Annotated in this window: 19 protein-coding genes; 4 read left to right on the top strand and 15 right to left on the bottom strand. The window is 57.8% G+C overall.

Going from position 1 to position 17452, the window contains the following annotated elements:
- Nucleotides 1-32 precede the first annotated feature (32 nt).
- Nucleotides 33-764 carry a hypothetical protein gene (locus tag AC2FIO_RS20015; protein WP_496699722.1) on the top strand — a complete coding sequence of 244 codons (732 nt, stop codon included), beginning with the start codon at nt 33-35 and terminating at the stop codon, nt 762-764.
- A 12-nt stretch (nt 765-776) separates the two neighbouring features.
- Here AC2FIO_RS20015 and AC2FIO_RS20010 read toward each other — a convergent pair whose 3' ends face one another.
- Nucleotides 777-1136, bottom strand: coding sequence for a DUF3307 domain-containing protein (locus AC2FIO_RS20010; RefSeq protein ID WP_373455762.1), 360 nt, complete (start codon nt 1134-1136; stop codon nt 777-779).
- A 243-nt stretch (nt 1137-1379) separates the two neighbouring features.
- Between AC2FIO_RS20010 and AC2FIO_RS20005 the strand changes: the two genes are divergently transcribed.
- The gene (locus tag AC2FIO_RS20005; RefSeq protein WP_496699755.1) at nt 1380-4376 is read left to right on the top strand and encodes a cyclic nucleotide-binding domain-containing protein; all 2997 of its coding nucleotides are present in this window, start codon (nt 1380-1382) and stop codon (nt 4374-4376) included.
- A 3-nt stretch (nt 4377-4379) separates the two neighbouring features.
- Here AC2FIO_RS20005 and AC2FIO_RS20000 read toward each other — a convergent pair whose 3' ends face one another.
- From AC2FIO_RS20000 to AC2FIO_RS19960, 9 genes are all read right to left on the bottom strand, one after another.
- Complete coding sequence (locus AC2FIO_RS20000) at nt 4380-4670, bottom strand: ArsR/SmtB family transcription factor (protein WP_282170800.1); 291 nt, start codon at nt 4668-4670, stop codon at nt 4380-4382.
- 109 nt (nt 4671-4779) lie between these two features.
- Nucleotides 4780-6012 (bottom strand): mandelate racemase/muconate lactonizing enzyme family protein, encoded by a 1233-nt coding sequence (locus AC2FIO_RS19995; RefSeq protein WP_282170729.1) that lies wholly within the window; start codon nt 6010-6012, stop codon nt 4780-4782.
- A gap of 24 nt (nt 6013-6036) precedes the next feature.
- Nucleotides 6037-7131 (bottom strand): Zn-dependent alcohol dehydrogenase, encoded by a 1095-nt coding sequence (locus AC2FIO_RS19990; RefSeq protein WP_496699721.1) that lies wholly within the window; start codon nt 7129-7131, stop codon nt 6037-6039.
- Between the two features lie 81 nt (nt 7132-7212).
- On the bottom strand, nt 7213-8412 hold the full coding sequence (locus AC2FIO_RS19985; protein ID WP_496699720.1) for a TCR/Tet family MFS transporter: 1200 nt from the start codon (nt 8410-8412) through the stop codon (nt 7213-7215).
- A gap of 67 nt (nt 8413-8479) precedes the next feature.
- Nucleotides 8480-9208 carry an alpha/beta fold hydrolase gene (locus AC2FIO_RS19980; protein ID WP_496699719.1) on the bottom strand — a complete coding sequence of 243 codons (729 nt, stop codon included), beginning with the start codon at nt 9206-9208 and terminating at the stop codon, nt 8480-8482.
- Nucleotides 9209-9220: 12 nt separating this feature from the next.
- Nucleotides 9221-10009, bottom strand: coding sequence for a 3-oxoadipate enol-lactonase (gene pcaD / locus AC2FIO_RS19975; protein WP_496699718.1), 789 nt, complete (start codon nt 10007-10009; stop codon nt 9221-9223).
- 59 nt (nt 10010-10068) lie between these two features.
- Complete coding sequence (locus AC2FIO_RS19970; RefSeq protein ID WP_496699717.1) at nt 10069-11043, bottom strand: threonine ammonia-lyase; 975 nt, start codon at nt 11041-11043, stop codon at nt 10069-10071.
- Nucleotides 11040-11867 (bottom strand): alpha/beta fold hydrolase, encoded by an 828-nt coding sequence (locus AC2FIO_RS19965; RefSeq protein ID WP_496699716.1) that lies wholly within the window; start codon nt 11865-11867, stop codon nt 11040-11042. The genes AC2FIO_RS19970 and AC2FIO_RS19965 overlap by 4 nt, the downstream gene beginning before the upstream one ends.
- The gene (locus tag AC2FIO_RS19960) at nt 11867-12553 is read right to left on the bottom strand and encodes a haloacid dehalogenase type II (protein ID WP_496699715.1); all 687 of its coding nucleotides are present in this window, start codon (nt 12551-12553) and stop codon (nt 11867-11869) included. The genes AC2FIO_RS19965 and AC2FIO_RS19960 overlap by 1 nt, the downstream gene beginning before the upstream one ends.
- Before the next feature lie 128 nt (nt 12554-12681).
- Here AC2FIO_RS19960 and AC2FIO_RS19955 point away from each other — a divergent pair, with 128 nt between their 5' ends.
- Entirely contained in the window at nt 12682-13110 is a 429-nt protein-coding gene (locus AC2FIO_RS19955) for an FKBP-type peptidyl-prolyl cis-trans isomerase (RefSeq protein ID WP_058273150.1), read from the top strand.
- An 18-nt stretch (nt 13111-13128) separates the two neighbouring features.
- Here AC2FIO_RS19955 and AC2FIO_RS19950 read toward each other — a convergent pair whose 3' ends face one another.
- From AC2FIO_RS19950 to fabA, 4 genes are read right to left on the bottom strand one after another with little or no spacing between them, the layout of a single operon-like run.
- Nucleotides 13129-13317, bottom strand: a complete 189-nt coding sequence (locus AC2FIO_RS19950; RefSeq protein ID WP_058273151.1) for a hypothetical protein — start codon at nt 13315-13317, stop codon at nt 13129-13131.
- A 59-nt stretch (nt 13318-13376) separates the two neighbouring features.
- Nucleotides 13377-14168, bottom strand: a complete 792-nt coding sequence (locus tag AC2FIO_RS19945; RefSeq protein WP_108860946.1) for an enoyl-ACP reductase FabI — start codon at nt 14166-14168, stop codon at nt 13377-13379.
- 5 nt (nt 14169-14173) lie between these two features.
- Nucleotides 14174-15403, bottom strand: coding sequence for a beta-ketoacyl-ACP synthase I (fabB, locus tag AC2FIO_RS19940; RefSeq protein WP_282170737.1), 1230 nt, complete (start codon nt 15401-15403; stop codon nt 14174-14176).
- 31 nt (nt 15404-15434) lie between these two features.
- Complete coding sequence (gene fabA, locus AC2FIO_RS19935) at nt 15435-15944, bottom strand: bifunctional 3-hydroxydecanoyl-ACP dehydratase/trans-2-decenoyl-ACP isomerase (protein WP_058279458.1); 510 nt, start codon at nt 15942-15944, stop codon at nt 15435-15437.
- Between the two features lie 188 nt (nt 15945-16132).
- Here fabA and irrA point away from each other — a divergent pair, with 188 nt between their 5' ends.
- The gene (gene irrA / locus AC2FIO_RS19930) at nt 16133-16549 is read left to right on the top strand and encodes an iron response transcriptional regulator IrrA (RefSeq protein WP_058273233.1); all 417 of its coding nucleotides are present in this window, start codon (nt 16133-16135) and stop codon (nt 16547-16549) included.
- Between the two features lies 1 nt (nt 16550).
- On the opposite strand, the gene AC2FIO_RS19925 is transcribed toward irrA, so the two are convergent.
- Entirely contained in the window at nt 16551-17441 is an 891-nt protein-coding gene (locus AC2FIO_RS19925; RefSeq protein WP_496699714.1) for a LysR family transcriptional regulator, read from the bottom strand.
- Nucleotides 17442-17452: the final 11 nt, after the last annotated feature.

Genomic DNA, 17452 nt, shown 5'->3' with positions numbered 1-17452 from the left:
CTTCCGGGGAACTAAAAAGGGCAGGGCCCAGAATGGTCGAACCGATGCATCGCGTTTTGATACTTGGAAGTGCACCGGCCGCCGCTGCAGCTCGGGAGTGGTCGCGGGATCCGTTTACCCACATCGTTGCAATCAACAACGCCTGGCGTATCCGCGACGATTGGGATTTCCTCATCCATCCCGAGGACTTCCCTATCTGCAATCGCCCGGACGAGCTGGTTCGCAGCCAAAGCATCGTCGAGGCGGATGAATACGTTCCGCATCAAAACAAGTTTGGCGGATTTGTTTATGCCGGTGGCACGATGGCGTTTACGGCTGGTTACTGGGCTTTGGCCGCGCTTCAGCCAGCCGTCTTGGCCTTTTTTGGCTGTGACATGATTTACCCGAATTACGGCAAGACCCATTTTTACGGCAATGGAGCAGCCGACCCTTTGCGCGCTGATGTGACGCTGCGATCGCTCGAGGCAAAATCCGCCCGGTTGGCTTTGTTCGGTGCCGCGCAGAACTGCCGCGTGGTTCGACTGTCGCAGGGTGAAAGCCGGCTGGTCTTTCCTTCGGTGACGACTGACACCCTAATGTCTGACAGGCTGCTTTCGACAAAGGGTATGCAAGCGGCACTGCAGGCAGAGGCACAGTTGAATTACTTCGTTTCGTCTGGTCGCTATTGGGAGGAAGAAGAACGTTTCGATGCCGCTAGAATCGACCAATTGGATCGAATGTGGCTGGACGCGTATTGTCCGCAATCCCTGGAAAACGTCGCCTGAAGCAATCGCTGATCAGGTCGCGAATTCAGCCCAGGCCCAAACCATGGCGATGTATGTCAGGTTGTGCAGGCACTGGTCCAGACCCGCAGCCCGCCAAAACGCGGCTTGCGTCGGCATCAGTTGTTTTTTGTCCGAATAGCTAGCTTTGGCGAAATCAATATTGAAGTGAACAACCCATTCCAGTGCAGCAATGATCAAAATAAACGACCACGGCGCGCCAAAAATCAAAAAGACAATCACTGACCCGATGACATGCACGCCCGCATGCTGCGCACGGCCCACGTGAAAATACTCACCGCGCCCTGCCAACATTTTCGGAGTCTGGAGAAAAAAATCCGCAAACATATGTTTGATCTGCAACAAGCAGAGCATCAATAGCACTGCGCCTATACTGGCAGTCAAATGAGTCCTCCCGATATCGTCCCAGACAGAGTCTAGGCACTAATCTGTGGTTGCGCAAATGAACTTGTTCACACTCGGCAATTAACTGATCAGATTGGAAACTATTTGCCTCTTTTGGCTGGACTAAGGTAAATTCAGAGTGTTGGGTTTACGACACTTTCGTCAAGATCGTTTCGGTGATCCTTAGTAGGGGCAGGTTCCATAGAACGTTCAATTTTCCAGTTTATTTGGAAATACTCGAAACGCGACCAGTTGATTCTGCTGGCCGTGACCTCGACGTTGTTTCCACTACTTTATTTGACGCTCGAATTGCCCAAACGCATCATCAACGATGCGATTGGCGCGGCCAGCCCGGTTGTAGATGTCTGGGGTTATAGCCTGCCTCAGACGACATTCCTCATCATTCTGTGTATCGGGTTTCTGATCGCGGTGCTGGCGCATGGACTGATGAAAATGCGCATCAACACAATGAAAGGCGTGCTGAGCGAGCGTATGTTGCGCCGGTTCCGGTACGTGCTGATCAGCCGCGCGTTGCGTTTCCCTCAACCCTATTTCGAACGCGTCAGCCAAGGTGAGCTGGTGTCGATGGTCACCGCCGAAAGCGAGCCGATGGGCGGGCTCATGGGGGACGCGATCAGCCAACCGGTTTTGCAGGCGGGTCAGATGATCACCATCCTGTCCTTCCTTTTTCTGCAAAGCTTCTGGTTTGGGCTGGCGGCAGTCGCGCTGATCCCTCTGCAAGCCTGGCTGATTCCGAAACTGCAGCGTCAGATCAACCTTCTGAATAAAAAACGCATTCAGGAGGTTCGGCTGCTGGCTGCCCAGATTGGCGAGAACGCGGCGGGCGCATCCACATTGCGGGCCAATGGCGGGTGGCGATACCGCCGGGCGATGGTGTCCGAGCAGCTGGGGCGCCTTTTTGGTATCCGGTTCGAGATCTACCAGAAGAAGTTCTTTATGAAATTCATAAACAACTTCATCTCGCAGATGACACCGTTCCTGTTCTATTTGGTTGGCGGTCTTCTGGTCCTGCAGGGTTCGGTTTCGCTTGGTGCGCTGGTTGCGGCCCTGGCTGCGTATAAGGATCTCAGCTCACCGTGGAAGGAACTGCTGACCTATTATAACCAGACACAGGACATGTCGCTGCGCTGGGACGTGGTGACGGAACGGTTTGCACCTTCCGGAATGCATGACGAAAAACTGTTCGATGGCGAACCCGAGGCCACGCCAAGGCTGAACGGTGACATCGTGCTCGACCATGTTTCGGTCCGCGATATGGACGGTAACCAGGTTCTGGATGATTTGGACCTGTCCTTTCCCAGCGGGAAAATCATCGGGATCGCGGCCCCCAGCGAAGAAGATCGCCGTGCGATGGCCGAGTTGCTGACGCGGGAAATTCTGCCCAGCTCGGGCCGGGTGCGGATCGGTGATATCCGTTTGTCAGAGCTGCATCAAAGCGTTGTGGCCGCCCGTATTGGGTATGCTTCGTCACGACCCGTAATGTTCCAGGGTACGCTGGGCGACAACGTCATGATGCCGATGCGGTTCAAGCCACAGACATCCGAAACAAACGACCCCGGATATGATGAGACGTTGCGGGCCGGCAATAGCCCGGACCCCTTCAAGGCAAACTGGCTGGACCCGACGACTGCGGGATTAGACAGCGCTGAAGAGGTGCGCGACTGGTGGTTGAAACTGATTGACGGGATGGGTTCCGGCGCGGCGCTGTTTTTGCGCGGGGCCGAACAGGTCTTCGATGCCGCCGAGCATCCCGAGCTGGCCGACAAACTGGTCGAACTGCGACCTTTGGTTCAGGATGCGGTGAAAGCAACAGGGCTAGAGCAACAGGCCCTGATCTTTGACCGCAATCGCTATAACCCTGCCTTGCCGGTTGCGGAGAACTTGTTGTTCGCCACCCCCAAAGTCCCCGTCACACAAGAGCTTTTGGCGCAGCAGACCGTGTTCCTTGAGCAGTTGCGCGAATTTGGTTTGGACGAGACACTGGTGAGCCTGACACGCGATGTGATTGAGATGCTGCGCCAGATTTTCGGCCTGGACGGCACCGATCACCCGCTGTTTCGCAAACTGGGACTAGAGGCGCAAACGTACGAGGCTGCGGTCGAGCTTGTCGAAAAGACCCGGAACGAGGGCGTATCGGGGCTGAATGATGAACAGTTGGCAAACCTGCTGGCCGTTCCGTTTGTGATTTCGGCGGAACAGATCGGACCAGCCTTCACCGACGACCTCAAGGACCGCATCCTTGAGCTGCGACATAGCCATTCCGAAAAGCTGCTGGAGCGGTTGCTGGATGTATTTGTGCCCTTGGACAAATCAAAATTCGCGCCCGGATTGACAGTTCTTGAGAACGCCCTGTTTGGAAAGGTCAGTCAGATCGGCGGCGCCCGTTCGGACGAGGCGCGCAAACTGATCGTGGATGTATTGAGCGAAAACGGTGCGCGCCCGTTGGTGGTTGAGCTGATCTATGACGTGCCGGTGGCGCTGGGTGGTCAAAACCTGCCAGCGGTCTTTGCTGAACCTCTGTCTTTTACGCGCGCGACGATCAAGAAACCGGATATTCTGATTCTTGAGGACGCGTTGGCCAGTTATGACATGGCCTCGAAAGTGGCCGTGTACAAAAATCTACGCGCTCTGCTGCCGGATACCACGGTGATCTACCTGAACGACCAGTTCGAAAACCCGAGCGTGTTCGACATGTATGTTGAAATCAGGCAAGGTCGGGTCGTCTCGGATGAAGGACCTGCGGACGTGGAAGAAGACAGTGCCGCCTCGGCTGACCTCTCGCGCAAGCTGCGCGCGCTGGAACAGACACCGCTGTTTTCCGGGCTGGACCGCCGACAGCTGCGCCTGCTGGCCTTTGGCGCGCGCTGGTTCGATGCCAAAGCAGGAGAGGTTGTTTTCCTTAAAGACGATCAGCCAACCGACGGTGCCTATGTGGTGCTGGACGGGGAGGCCGGGTTGTACCTTCCGCAAACTGACGGAGTGGATCAGTTGATTGCCACGGTCGGCCCCGGTGCCCTGGTCGGAGAGTTGGGCCTGATCCGCAAGGAACCTCGAGCGCTGAGCATGATCGCCGAGACGGAACTGTCGTGCCTGCGTATTGGTGAAGAGGAATTCCTGGCCGTGGTCGAAAACGACGCCGCAACCGCGTTCAAACTGTTGCAGGTGATCGCGGGCTATGTATCGAACTAAGGGTTATTCGCTTTCGGGGCTGCAGAACATGTCGTAAAGTACAGCGATCACCTGCGCCGCGCCGTCGTTGTTCAGCGAGTAATAGATGGATTTTCCGTCCCTGCGCGTTGCAACAATGTTTTCAGCGCGCAGGCGCGCCAGCATCTGACTGACCGCAGCCTGACGGATACGCAACAAGGCCTCCAATTCACCCACGGATTTTTCGCCGTCGGCCAGATGGCACAAAATCATCAACCGACCCTCATGCGCGAGCGTTTTTAGAAACGCAGAGGCCCGAGCCGCGCTTTCTTTCATTTCAGATAGCGCAGCTTCGGTTTGTTCGGTTTGGTCGTCTTCGAGTGTCACGCGTGGCCTGTTTAACACCTATGGGTTGGGTCAATGTGCCCCAAGACCTATTGGGTTGTCACCCCTCGGTTGCAGGGGCACCACCTTGAAAGGCGTTTCCGTTCACGTAATCACAGGGCTCTTCCTGCATCTGCAGATGCAGGCCATCACCGTTAAAAGGGTGCGCCCGTGCAAGGTCTTCGTTCACCTCGATGCCAAGGCCCGGTGCGGTCGGCGCGGGGACAAATCCGGCCTCAACCTGCAATGAGCCGTTGATGAGTTGATCGTGAAACGGCGTGTCTATGGTCTCAAGCAGCAGCAGGTTGGGGATGGACGCGGCCAGATGGATATTCGCGGCCCATTCAATCGGACCGGCGTATAGGTGTGGGGCCATCTGGGCGTTGAACACTTCGGCGATGGCCGCGACTTTCTTCATCTCCCAAATTCCGCCGGCACGCCCCAGCGCGGGTTGCAGGATCTCCGCCGCCCCAGCCCGCAAAACGGCAGAGAATTCGGCCTTGGTCGTCATGCGTTCACCGGTTGCGACCGGGATCCGAACGTTCCGCGCGACACGAGCCATATCTTCAATCATGTCCGGAGGTGTCGGTTCTTCGAACCAAAGCGGTGAATAGGGTTCAAGCGCCTGACCCAACCGGATTGCGCCCGCGGTGTTGAATTGCCCGTGGGTGCCGAACAGCAGATCGGCTTTGTCGCCCACGGCCTCTCGGATTGCTTTGCAGAACGCAACAGACATCGAGATATCGGACATCGCAGGCATGTGCCCGCCCCGAACAGTGTAAGGCCCGGCGGGGTCGAACTTGACGGCTGTGAACCCGCGCCGGACCATTTCGGCGGCACATTCGCCCGCTTGTTCAGGCGACGTCCAGAAATCGTTCAGATTATGTTGGGGCAGGGGATACAGATAGGTGTAGGCCCTTATGCGTTCGTTCACCAATCCGCCCAGCAAGGCGTAGACCGGGCGATCGCGATCTTTGCCCAGAATATCCCAACACGCGATTTCCAATCCGGAAAAAGCCCCCATGACCGTCAGATCGGGGCGCTGTGTAAACCCGCTGGAGTATGCTCGGCGGAACATCAGCTCGATGTTTTCGGGGTTCTCGCCCTGCATGTGCCGTTCGAACACGTCCCGAATGACATGGCGCATCGCCTCGGGGCCAACCGAGGATGCATAGCATTCCCCCCAGCCCGTGATCCCAGTATCGGTCGTGACTTTGACCAGTATCCAATATCGCCCGCCCCATCCGGGCGCAGGAGGGGCGGTGACAATGATATCGAGGTCTTGCAGCTTCATCAGGTGGTCTCCTGCCCTGCCGGGTTAATCCCTGTCGAAAACGATCACATTACGCTTGGCGGATCCGGTTTTGGTGTCCTCGATCGCTTCGTTGATCTGCGACAGCGACCACCGGCCCGAAATCAGCTCATCCAGTTTCAGGCGTCCCTGATCATAAAGGTCGATCATCCACGGAATATCCCGCTGGATGACAACATCGCCCATTTTTGATCCGATCAAACCCTGACCCAGCGCGGCCAGAACTACCGGCTCGTAGCTTGCCATATCCCCGGAGTGCGGCATCCCGATCATTACCGCCTTACCACCCGGACCCAAATAACGAGGGGCCTGATCGTAGGCAGGAATCGCGCCGACGGTGATCAAAACGGCATCTGCACCGCGACCCCCAAGCGCCTTGTAGGCGGCCTTCCAGGGGGCTTTCTGATCGGCCAAAACGCCGTGAGTCGCGCCGAATTCCTTGGCAATGGCTAGCTTCTCTTCGGTCATGTCCACGGCCACAATGCGGCGTGCACCGGCGATGCGGGCGCCCTGAATTGCGTTCAGCCCGACACCTCCGGCGCCGATCACCACCACATCCTGTCCGGGCCGCAACCCGGCGGCGTTGACGGCGGCGCCGACGCCCGTGATCACTCCGCAGGACAGCAGGCTGGCGACGTCTTTGGGCATCGACTGTGGTATTTTGACAATTTGCCGGTGGCTGACCACAACCTTTTCTGCAAATGCTCCGCAGGCCATTGCCTGCTCCAGTGGTCCGCCATCTGCTGTGCGCAACGGCCCGTTGACCTTATCATAAGGCGTTTCGCAGACAGTTGGTTTCCCCCCCGCGCAAGAGGGGCACGAGCCACATGCCCGGATCAGGGTAACGACAACCGGGTCCCCAACCTGAAACACACCTGCCGAGTCGCCGACCGCAGTGATAATGCCCGCAGCTTCGTGCCCGTAGACGGCAGGAAGATGCCCGCCCCACGCACCACCGGCAAATGAAATGTCCGAATGGCAAATTGCCACCGCATCCAGTGTCACCTCGACCTCATCTGACTTGGGCGGCGCGATCTGAATATCTTCGATGACCAGAGGTTCACCGAACGCCCGGCAAACGGCGGCTTTGATGGTTTGCATGCTGTCCCTCTCTCGCTTTGCGCTACGGTGGCGCGCTTATGGGGACGCTGCAAGGCGGAATCCGTCAAAGGGATGTCGTAGTTATGCCATGACCCCACGTGAACGGGAAAACACAAGAAGACAGATCACCATCATGACGAATGCCAAGAGGAATGGTGCGCCTGGCAAGTAGATCGCCGCGTCGGGCTTGATGAACTGAGCGAACACGCTGGTCATGAGCAACGGTGCGATGACCATCGACAAAGCGTGCAAGGATGTCAGTACACCCTGCAGTTCACCCTGTTGCGAGTCGGGCGTCTTGCGCGACATCAGGGCCTGCAGGGCAGGTGTCACAACCGCTCCGATGGCGGTGATCGGGATCAGCATCAAGGCAATGATCCCATTGGTCAGGAAGGCCAGAAGAAAAAAGCTAAACAGCTCGAACCCCATGCCGTAGATGATTGTGACGCGTTCACCCAAGTATTTGGTTGCGGGCCGGATCAGGCCACCCTGAACGGCCGCCATGCCGATTCCGTAGACGCCCAGTGACACGCCGATCATTTGTGGTGACCAGCCAAACCGCTCGGTTGTGAAATACGCCCAAATTGCCGGGTAGACATAGATCGAGATGGAGTACAGGAGATAGACCCACAGCATCGGCCGGATACCGGGCAACGCAGCAATCGCGCGCAGCGAGTTCACTGGGTTTGCCCGCCGCAGGCTGAAGGCCCGGCGTGTCTTGTCGGTGACCGTCTCGGGCATGACACATACACCGATGACGAAGGCCAGGGCAGACAAACCTGCGGCAGCCCAAAATGGTGCACGTGTGCCATATTCGCTCAGCAGCCCACCAAGTACTGGGCCAAAGACAAACCCGACGCCAAATGCTGCGCCCAATAGACCAAAGTTTGCAGCCTTTTCGTGGGGTTTCGACACATCCGCCATGAAGGCCGCCGCCGTTGCATGCGTGGCGGCCGTAATGCCTCCGACGATGCGTCCGGCCAACAGCAACCAGATGCTGCCCGCAAGCGCCATGACAACATAGTCCAGTGACATGACGAACAGCGAGACCAGCAATACCACCCGTCGCCCGTAAGCATCCGAAAGGTTACCCAGAACCGGTCCGAACACAAATTGCATGGCGGCAAACGCGGTGCTGAGGATGCCACCCCAGATCGCAGCTGTCGCCAATGTGCCGCCCTGAACTTCGACGATCAGTTCCGGCATGATAGGCAGGACAAGGCCGATGCCCATGGCGTCGATCATGACCGTGAGAAGGACGAAGAAAAACGGAAGGCGCATTTGAACCGCAAGGATGATAATTTGGGCGGACCTTATCCGCAGACGATGCGGGTTGAAAGGGATGTGCTCAGACTTGTGACCCTTGCAGGTCTTTTGCGATTTTGTCCAACAAATCAGCGAGTTTTTGGGGTTGCGCAAAAAACGGGGAATGCGACGTGGCAATCGTATGCCGCATAGCTTCGGGTGCTTTATGGCTCATCTGTTCCTGGTATTCAGTCGGAATTGTCCGGTCCTTGGTTGTCCGAATATAAGCCTTAGGAACCCGGTCGAATTTGTCGCTCAGGGACAGGGGGGTGTCCTGTGGTGCGATGGCTTGAGGGCACAAGCGTGCAAACGCGTACGGCACCGTTTTGGGTGGGCAGTCATGATAGAACAGATCGTGCATTTTGTCCGGCTTAAACATGTACGACTGACCGTCGGTTGATTTTTCGACGGCATCATGGATTGTCTGCCGGGGTGCTCGCCTGCGCATTTCTACCATCGACAGGCCATCCTGCGGGACGTAGGCGGCGAGGTAGACAAGGGCGCGCATGGCCTCCGGCGTGGCTTCAGCCGCGGCACTGATCGGGTAGCCACCCCAGGAATGACCGACAATGATTGTATTGCGCGAGGTCGCATCCAAAATTGTGTCGCGACAGCTTTCCAACGTCACATCGGCAACGGGCGTCGGATCCGAGCCGTGGCTGGGCAGATCAATGGCGCGGACCTCGTGTCCCAGCGCTTCCAACGCCGGGATAAGATCGCGCCAACACCAGGCACCGTGGCAGGACCCATGGACTAATAGAAGATCGGCCAAACCAAGGCTCCTTCAAACATGTCCGATTTCGGTCAGAAAGCTGTGCAGCAATGCCGCGTATTCTGCCGGTTGTTCCACGCAAGGCAAGTGCCCAGCGCGTCGCATCAGCTCGAACCGAGAGCCGGGGATCAGTTCAACGGTTTCCCGCACAAGATCCGGTGGGGTCGATCCGTCCTCGCTGCCGGCGATGCCAAGGGTCGGCAGGCGTAGGCCACTGGTGGGGGTGTAGAAGTCTGTGCCAGAGATTGCCGCGCAGCAGCCCAGATAGCCATCCACTGGCTGGCGCACCATCATGTTGCGCCAAAGCAGATGCTCGGGCGATGCGCGGAATGCCTTGGAAAACCAGCGCTCCATGGTTGCATCAGCCAGGGCCTCGATCCCGCCCTTTTGTACCGCGTCCATGCGGTCCTGCCAGATCGAAGGGATGCCGATCTTGGCTGCAGTGTTGGACAGCACCAAGGCGCGGACCTGATCCAGACGTTTGACGGCCAGCCCTTGTCCGATCAGTCCGCCGATCGAAAGGCCGACAAAAACGCAATCGCGCACCTCCAGAAAATCAAGCAGATCTTCCGTATCGCGCACGAGGGCGCCCATCGAATAAGGCGCCGGGGGTTGAGAGGACAGGCCGTGCCCTCGCTTATCAAAACGGATGATGCGCAGCCCGGCAGGCAGGTGCGGCAGCAAATCGTCCCACAGCCGCAGGTCGGTTCCCAGAGAATTGGCAAACACAATTGGCGCGCCGCCTGGATCACCATCAACCCGATAGTGGATTTGAACGTTTCCAATGTCTGCGATCTGCACGACTCAATCCCCTGGCGTCATACGCCCAAATGTCAGGTTGCCCCAGCCTAAACGACTTGTCAGGTCAGGTATTCCAGCGCTTTTCCAAAGACTTCGGGGTCGGCGTTGCCGCCCGATGCTACCACGATCACTGCATCGCCTTCGATTTCGTCCGCGCGGTACAGGACCGAGGCAAGCGACACCGCTCCGCCCGGTTCCAGAACGATTTTGAGGCGCAAAAACGCATGCGCCATGGCGCGAAGCGCGTCTTCCTCGGACACCGACAGGCCTGGGCCGCACAGCCGGTTCAGGATCGGAAAGGTAATCTGGCCCGGTTGCGGCGTCAGGATTGCATCGCAGATATTGCCCGATGCGGCGTTGTTGCTTTGAATATGCCCGGTTGCCAAAGACCGTTTGACGTCGTCGAACCCCTGGGGCTCGCACGGGCGGGCGCGCAGCCCCGGCGCGTGGCCTTCCAGCGCCAGCGCAATGCCCGAGGTCAACCCGCCGCCGCCGCAGCACACCAGAACATCCGCCTTCTCGATACCCAAATCGGCCGTCTGTCGCGCCAGTTCCAGCCCGACGGTGCCTTGACCTGCGATGACCAAAGGTTCGTCGTAAGGCCGGATCAGTGTTAGGCCACGTTGAGACGCCAGTGCCTCGCCAATTTCTTCGCGGCTTTCGTTCGCGCGGTCATACAGAACGACCTCGCCCCCCAGCGCGCGGGTGTTGTTGATCTTTAGCTGGGGTGCGTCAGAGGGCATGACGATGACCGATGAAATCCCATGCTGTGTGGCCGCATAGGCCACGCCCTGCGCGTGATTGCCCGAGGAATAGGCGATGACACCGCGTTGTCGTTGCGCGTCGCTGAGCGCCGAAATGGCCGACCAAGCGCCGCGAAACTTGAAGCTGCCGGTGTGTTGCAGGCACTCGGGTTTCACCAGCACGCGGCGGCCCGCGATTTCGTCCAGAAACGGCGAGGTTAGAATCGGTGTCTCGCGAACATGCCCCCTGAGGCGCTCGGCGGCGGCCTCGATCATTTCAAGTGTGCTCATGCGGTGATCAGTACCTTGCGAATGAGTTCTAGCGACTGCGGTTCATCCAGAAACGGGGGATGACCACGGTTGGGTATTTCTGTCGATATAAGATCAGGGTGGCGGTTGTGCATTTCAGTCAGCGTGTCTTTGCCCAAAATATCCGAATTTGCGCCGCGAATGACGCCGGTTGGAATGCTCTGCAGTGCTTCAAAGAGGGGCCACAGATCAGGCGCGGGCCCTGCAGCGGCCTGTTCCAGAAGCGCTGTACGCAGCGCAGGATCATAGCTGAGGGTCAGGCCATCAGGCGTTTCGTCGAATTGGACTTCCGCCTGCTGCCGCCAACGCGCTAGTGACACGCCGGGAAATTGGGGTCCCAAAACGTGCTGCAACGCCCGAGCCGCCAAATCATATGTTTTGGAAACGGGCTGCTTGCCGACAAATTCCATGATCTTGGCGATACCCGATTGTTCCAGCACCGGACCGACGTCGTTCAGAACAATGCTCAACAACCGTTCGGGATGGCTGGCGGCCAGCGCCATGGCAATCAGTCCCCCACGCGAGGTGCCTATGACATTCACACGGTCCAAACCAAGATGGTCCAGCAACTCGATCGCGTCTTGAGATTCGCGAAGGACGTTGTAGTTCATGAAGTCCGGGTCATGGTCCGATCGTCCGCGACCGCGGTAATCCATCGCAATTACTCGCATGTCGCCCAGATGCGGCGTGAGGAACGAAAAATCCTTGCTGTTGCGGGTCAACCCAGCAAGGCAAAGCACAGGTGTACCAGAGCCGGTGTCCTCGAAAAAAAGACGCCTGTCATCTGACGAAGTGAAAAATGCCATTAAAGTCCAGCCAGTTGCGGAATCGTCGTCAGGTCGGACAGTACATGCGCAGGTTTCCATGGCAAGCGGTCCATCGGCTCCCCGGCGCGATTGACCCAGGCGGTTACAAAGCCATACCCGCTGGCACCAGCCGCGTCCCAGCCGTTTGAACTGACGAACAGCACCTCGTCGCGGGCGCGGCGGAAACGCTCTTGCACAAGGTCATAGACACGCGAGTCCGGTTTGAACACGCCGACGCTTTCCACCGACAACACATCGTCCAATACGTCTCCGATACCCGCAGACTGGACAGCGCCATCCAGCATCGGTGGTGAGCCGTTCGACAAAATCGCTGTTTGCAATCCACCCGATTTCAATGCGCGCAGCATTTCCGGAACTTCCGGATAGGCCTGCAATTCCCAGTAGAGATCCAGCAGCCGTTGCCGCAGGCTGGCGTCGCCGTGTAACTCAGTCGCCTCAAGCGCCCAGTCGAGACCATCCTGGGTAACATCCCAGAAATCTGAATGGGCGTCCGTAACCGCGCGCAGCCAGGTGTACTGCAGCTGTTTCAGGCGCCAATGATTGGCCAGTTCGGGCCATTTCTGTCGCAGTTTCTCAAAGCCCGGTTCATCGGCCGCCTGCCGTGCGGCGGCGGCCACGTCGAACAATGTCCCATAGGCATCAAAAACGCAGGTTGTGATTGGCATCCGGTCCCCTCCTGATCGTCCGGCGCAGGTTTGCACAACAATAACGGGCATGAAAGAGGGTGGGGTTTACAATGTCGTGTTACTTCCTAGGCTTGGCCGCTAAACCCCTAAAGAGGCCGGAGACCAATATGACCGAAATCAAACAAGGCGACACGGTTCGCATCCACTACACAGGAACGCTGTTGGACGGAAACGTCTTTGACAGTTCCGAAGGACGTGACCCGCTGGAATTCGTCGTTGGTACGGGCCAGATTATCCCGGGTTTGGATTCGGCGATGCCGGGTTTGAACATTGGCGACAAAAAGCGGGTCGAGATCGCCTGCGTGGACGCCTATGGCCCGATCAACCCCGCGGCACGCCAGCAAATCCCGCGCGAAGGCATTCCGGATGATATTCCGCTGGATCCCGGCACCCAATTGCAGATGCAAACGCCGGACGGACAGGCCGTTCCGGTAACGGTGGTAGAAGTCGATGAAGCAACCGTCACGCTGGATGCCAACCATCCATTGGCCGGTCAGGATCTGATATTTGATATCGAGGTCGTTTCGATCAACTGACCTAGGAAACGAGTTGGATCAGCCTGTTATGAGGCTGATCCAAGCTTTGACGGTTTCCCGCATCTGCGGCTGTGTGAAAAACACAAACAACAATAGGGTGGTCAGGGCCAATAACGCGACAATGCCACGCGTGCCCAGAAATCCGGATCTGCGGCGCGACCGGATGCTGCGAGTGTTGCTGGAAAGGATATGTTCGGCTTTGCTCATGCCGCTATCCCTGCCCGTGAAAGATGGTGAAATCTTGGCACCGGCAGGGAAAGATCGGGTCACATGTGATCGGGCTGCGGCATACCCAAAACGTGGAAGCCACCATCAACGCGGATGATCTCACCCGACGTGCATGCTCCGGCATCTGAAGTGAGGTAAACGGCCGTGCCGCCAACAGCCTCGAGCGTTGCGTTCGAGCGCATGGGCGCGTTCTGATCGCAGAATTTGTAGGTCTTGCGGGCACCGCCGATTGCAGCACCTGCCAGCGTCTTCATTGGGCCGGGCGAGATCGCATTGACGCGAATGCCTTCCGGGCCCAGATCGTTGGCCAGATAGCGGGTCGCCGATTCCAGCGCGGCCTTGGCCACACCCATGACGTTATAGTTCGGAACAACCTTGTTCGATCCCTGATACGTCAGCGTCAGCAGTGTGCCGCCATTCTCTTGCATCAGCGGATAGGCGCGGCGCGCGACCTCGATGAAGGAATACGCCGACACGTCCAACGAGTGCTTGAAGTTGGCACGCGTGGTGTTCAGAAAACGTCCCGTCAGTTCGGATTTATCCGAATAGGCGATCGCATGAACCACGAAGTCAATGGTGGGCCAGCGCGCGCCAAGCTCTTCGAATGCGCGATCCAGCGAGGCGTCATCCGTGACGTCCGCGTCCACCATGAAATCACTGCCCAGGCTTTGCGCCAACGGTTCAAGACGCTTTCCGAAGGCTTCGCCCTGATAGGTGAATGCCAGTTCAGCACCGGCCTCATGCATGGCTTTGGCAATGCCCCACGCGATCGAGCGGTCATTGGCCACGCCCATGATCAGGCCGCGTTTACCTTTTAGAAGATCCGACATTACATTCACCCGTTATACTTCGACAGAATCATGGAGCCGTTGGTGCCGCCAAAGCCGAAGCTGTTGGTCATCACACTGTCCAATCCTGCGTTTTCAACTACTTGAGTTGCAATTTCACCGGGCAAGATGCCTTCGGCAAGCGTGTCGACATTGATCGACGGCGTAATAAAATCATTTTCCAGCATCAGCAGGCAGAAGATCGCCTCAAGCGCGCCTGCGGCGCCCTGTGCGTGTCCGGTCATCGACTTGGTCGATGAAATCGGGGGCACATTGCCTTCGCCAAAGATGCGGCGCACAGCTTCAACTTCGCCTACATCTCCGACCGGGGTCGAGGTGCCGTGGGCGTTGATATAGCCGACTTTGCGCCCTTCGGGCATGGTCGACAGAGCCAGACGCATCGCGCGCTCGCCACCTTCACCGGAGGGTGCCACCATATCGTGGCCATCAGACGTGGCCGCATACCCGGTCACTTCGGCATAAATCTTTGCGCCGCGGGCCAACGCGTGTTCCAGATCCTCTAGAACGACGATCCCGCCACCGCCTGAGATGACGAATCCATCACGGTCCTGGTCAAACGCACGCGAGGCTTTGTCCGGCGTGTCATTGTATTTCGACGACATCGCGCCCATCGCGTCGAACAGGCAGGACAGTGTCCAGTCCAGCTCTTCTCCACCGCCAGCGAACATCACGTCCTGTTTGCCGAGCATGATCTGTTCGGCTGCGTTGCCGATGCAATGCAGCGAGGTCGAGCAAGCCGAGGTGATCGAGTAGTTGATACCCTTGATCTTGAACGCGGTCGCAAGGTTGGCCGAGATCGTCGAACACATGCATTTTGGCACGGCGAAGGGGCCGATACGCTTAGTCGCACCAGTTTTCAGAACTGTCTGATGCGCTGTCAGCATTGCGCTGGTTGACGGACCACCGGAACCGGCAACCAAACCGGTACGCGGGTTCACGACCTGGTCTTCTGTCAAGCCCGCGTCGGCGATAGCCTGGTTCATGGCGATATGTGCGTATGCTGCACCGGGACCCATGAAGCGAAGGGTACGCTTGTCTACATGCTCAGCCGGATCAATCTTAAGCGTTCCGGCGATTTGGCTGCGAAAGCCGTGTTCGACCATCTGCTCGTTGGCCTCGATGCCGGACTTTCCGGCCTTTAGAGAGGCCATTACTTCCTGGGCATTGTTCCCGATGGAGGAGACGACCCCCAAACCGGTGACAACTACTCGACGCATGTGCGTGCTCCTTATTTCGGGCCGGTCAGGCTCAGGCTTCGGACAGAACGACTTTCATGTCTTTGACATCGTAAATCATTTCACCGTCCGCTTCGACGATACCATCCGCCACACCCATGGTCAGGCGGCGGGTCTGGATCGCTTTTTTGAAGTCGATCTTGTAGGTCAGCATCTTGCGGTCAGGGCGGACCATGCCGGTCAGTTTGACCTCGCCTACGCCTACGGCCATGCCGCGTCCCTGCCAGCCACGCCAGCCCAGGTTGAAACCGGTCAGCTGCCACAGGCCATCCAGCCCCAGACAGCCGGGCATGATCGGGTTGCCGGGGAAGTGGCAATCAAAGAACCACAAGTCAGGGGTGATGTCGAATTCAGCCAGAATATGGCCTTTGCCATGCGCGCCACCATCGGCCGAGATGTCGGTGATCCGATCCATCATCAGCATCGGAGGTGCAGGCAATTGCGCATTGCCGGGGCCGAATAGTTCGCCACGGGCGCATTTCAGCAGATCGTCCTTGTCAAAGCTGCTCGGGAATTGGGCCATTCTGCCGCCTCTCCTGCCAGGGGTCCGTTCGTTATATCTGGCCTCGTCTAGCACCCGTATGCAAGGTCCTGCAAGAGCAGCACGTCACATCCTGTTGTGCAGACGGCATTCTTTGCGAATGAATTTCATTTGAAATTACCCGAACACAGCACCTATATATGGTTCAGCAACAATTGGGTTTCGGATTGATGACACCTCAGAGCCAGAACAGAGCTACAGATTGGTTGGTTGACGCGGGGCTGCGCCCAACGCGCCAGCGTGTCGCTTTGGCCGAGCTTTTAGTCGGCGATGGACGCCATCGGCACGTCACTGCCGAAAGCCTGTTTGAGGCGGCCAAAAAGAATGGGGACGCGGTATCTCTGGCAACGGTCTACAACACGCTGCGCGCGTTTTGTGATGCCGGAGTTCTGCAGGAGATTACGGTTGATGGTTCGAAAAGCTATTTCGATACCAATACCCACGATCATCCGCACTTTTTCTGGGAAGACGAAAGCCGCCTGAGCGATGCGCCGTCGGATCAATTGGTGATTCAACGCCTGCCCGAAGCGCCCGAGGGCGTTGAGATCGCGTCGGTCGATGTGGTGATCCGTCTGCGGAAAAAATAACTCAGGCCAAAAACTCCATCAGAATCTGTTCCGCCTGCGCGATGTGTGGCTCTGTAGGGCCGGTGCCATGACGGGCCAGGACCACAGGTTCCGCAGCGATGTCATCCAGGATTCGATGGCTGACCAAGGGCATTCCGTCATAGCTGACGTCCGAGGGCGGGGTGGCATAGCTGATCGCAACCCCCTCGTGATGAGCGGCAAGACTGCGCTGGATTTCCAGTGTTGCCGCCCGGTGTGCCACTGAAGGTCGCAATCCGATCTGCTGAAACAGCCCAAGCACGTGCTGTGATGAGAGGCCTTCGTTTGACAGGATCAGCGGATGGGCGGCCAGCTCGCTCAGCGAAACAGACGGCGCGCGTACCAATGGGTGGTCCGGGGCCATGATGGCGTTTGGTCTGCTTGGGAAAAGGGTCTGCTGTTGAAATTCGGCATCCATGCTCAGGCCGTAAGTCAGCGCCAAATCTATGCGCCCGTCGATCAGGTCGGTAATTAGCCCTTCGAACCCGTCTACCTTGTACGAAACGGTCAAATCCGGCAGTGCCATGCGCAGTGGGCGCAGCGCCTTGGCCAGCAAAAACGGGGCCAAATCCACGAAACACCCCAATCGCAACTGTGCCCTGGTTGCACTGACTTGATCCGCTTTCTCAAGCCGGGCCGCATTGGTCAGCAAGTTTTCCGCGTCTTCGATAAATCTGCGTCCTTGCGGGGTCAGCGCCAGCGCGGCCCCGCGTTTTCGCGAAAATAGCGGATGGCCAAGATGCGATTCGACGCGCGTCAGAGCGGTGGACAGCGCGGGTTGTGAGACATTCAGCTGTTGCGCCGCGGCAGACAAGCTGCCGAAGCGGCCGATAGCACAGACATATTCGTATTGGCGAAGTGAAATATATAACATGAAATTAAATC

This window comes from Ruegeria sp. CDSB086 (assembly GCF_059611065.1).
The sequence above is the reverse complement of the archived record's forward strand: the minus strand, read 5'-3'. Positions and strand labels throughout refer to the sequence as shown.

What these genes read in the sequence shown, in the direction of transcription:
- AC2FIO_RS19945 (WP_108860946.1), bottom strand. Translation starts at nt 14,168, where the DNA reads ATGTCGGATCTTCTAAAAGGTAAACGCGGCCTGATCATGGGCGTGGCC.
- AC2FIO_RS19995 (WP_282170729.1), bottom strand. Translation starts at nt 6,012, where the DNA reads ATGAAGCTGCAAGACCTCGATATCATTGTCACCGCCCCTCCTGCGCCC.
- AC2FIO_RS19950 (WP_058273151.1), bottom strand. Translation starts at nt 13,317, where the DNA reads ATGAGCAAAGCCGAACATATCCTTTCCAGCAACACTCGCAGCATCCGG.
- AC2FIO_RS19990 (WP_496699721.1), bottom strand. Translation starts at nt 7,131, where the DNA reads ATGCAAACCATCAAAGCCGCCGTTTGCCGGGCGTTCGGTGAACCTCTG.
- fabA (WP_058279458.1), bottom strand. Translation starts at nt 15,944, where the DNA reads ATGGCCCAATTCCCGAGCAGCTTTGACAAGGACGATCTGCTGAAATGC.
- AC2FIO_RS19985 (WP_496699720.1), bottom strand. Translation starts at nt 8,412, where the DNA reads ATGCGCCTTCCGTTTTTCTTCGTCCTTCTCACGGTCATGATCGACGCC.
- AC2FIO_RS19925 (WP_496699714.1), bottom strand. Translation starts at nt 17,441, where the DNA reads ATGTTATATATTTCACTTCGCCAATACGAATATGTCTGTGCTATCGGC.
- AC2FIO_RS19960 (WP_496699715.1), bottom strand. Translation starts at nt 12,553, where the DNA reads ATGCCAATCACAACCTGCGTTTTTGATGCCTATGGGACATTGTTCGAC.
- AC2FIO_RS19970 (WP_496699717.1), bottom strand. Translation starts at nt 11,043, where the DNA reads ATGAGCACACTTGAAATGATCGAGGCCGCCGCCGAGCGCCTCAGGGGG.
- AC2FIO_RS20000 (WP_282170800.1), bottom strand. Translation starts at nt 4,670, where the DNA reads ATGAAAGAAAGCGCGGCTCGGGCCTCTGCGTTTCTAAAAACGCTCGCG.
- AC2FIO_RS19955 (WP_058273150.1), top strand. Translation starts at nt 12,682, where the DNA reads ATGACCGAAATCAAACAAGGCGACACGGTTCGCATCCACTACACAGGA.
- irrA (WP_058273233.1), top strand. Translation starts at nt 16,133, where the DNA reads ATGACACCTCAGAGCCAGAACAGAGCTACAGATTGGTTGGTTGACGCG.
- fabB (WP_282170737.1), bottom strand. Translation starts at nt 15,403, where the DNA reads ATGCGTCGAGTAGTTGTCACCGGTTTGGGGGTCGTCTCCTCCATCGGG.
- AC2FIO_RS19965 (WP_496699716.1), bottom strand. Translation starts at nt 11,867, where the DNA reads ATGGCATTTTTCACTTCGTCAGATGACAGGCGTCTTTTTTTCGAGGAC.
- AC2FIO_RS20015 (WP_496699722.1), top strand. Translation starts at nt 33, where the DNA reads ATGGTCGAACCGATGCATCGCGTTTTGATACTTGGAAGTGCACCGGCC.
- AC2FIO_RS20010 (WP_373455762.1), bottom strand. Translation starts at nt 1,136, where the DNA reads ATGCTCTGCTTGTTGCAGATCAAACATATGTTTGCGGATTTTTTTCTC.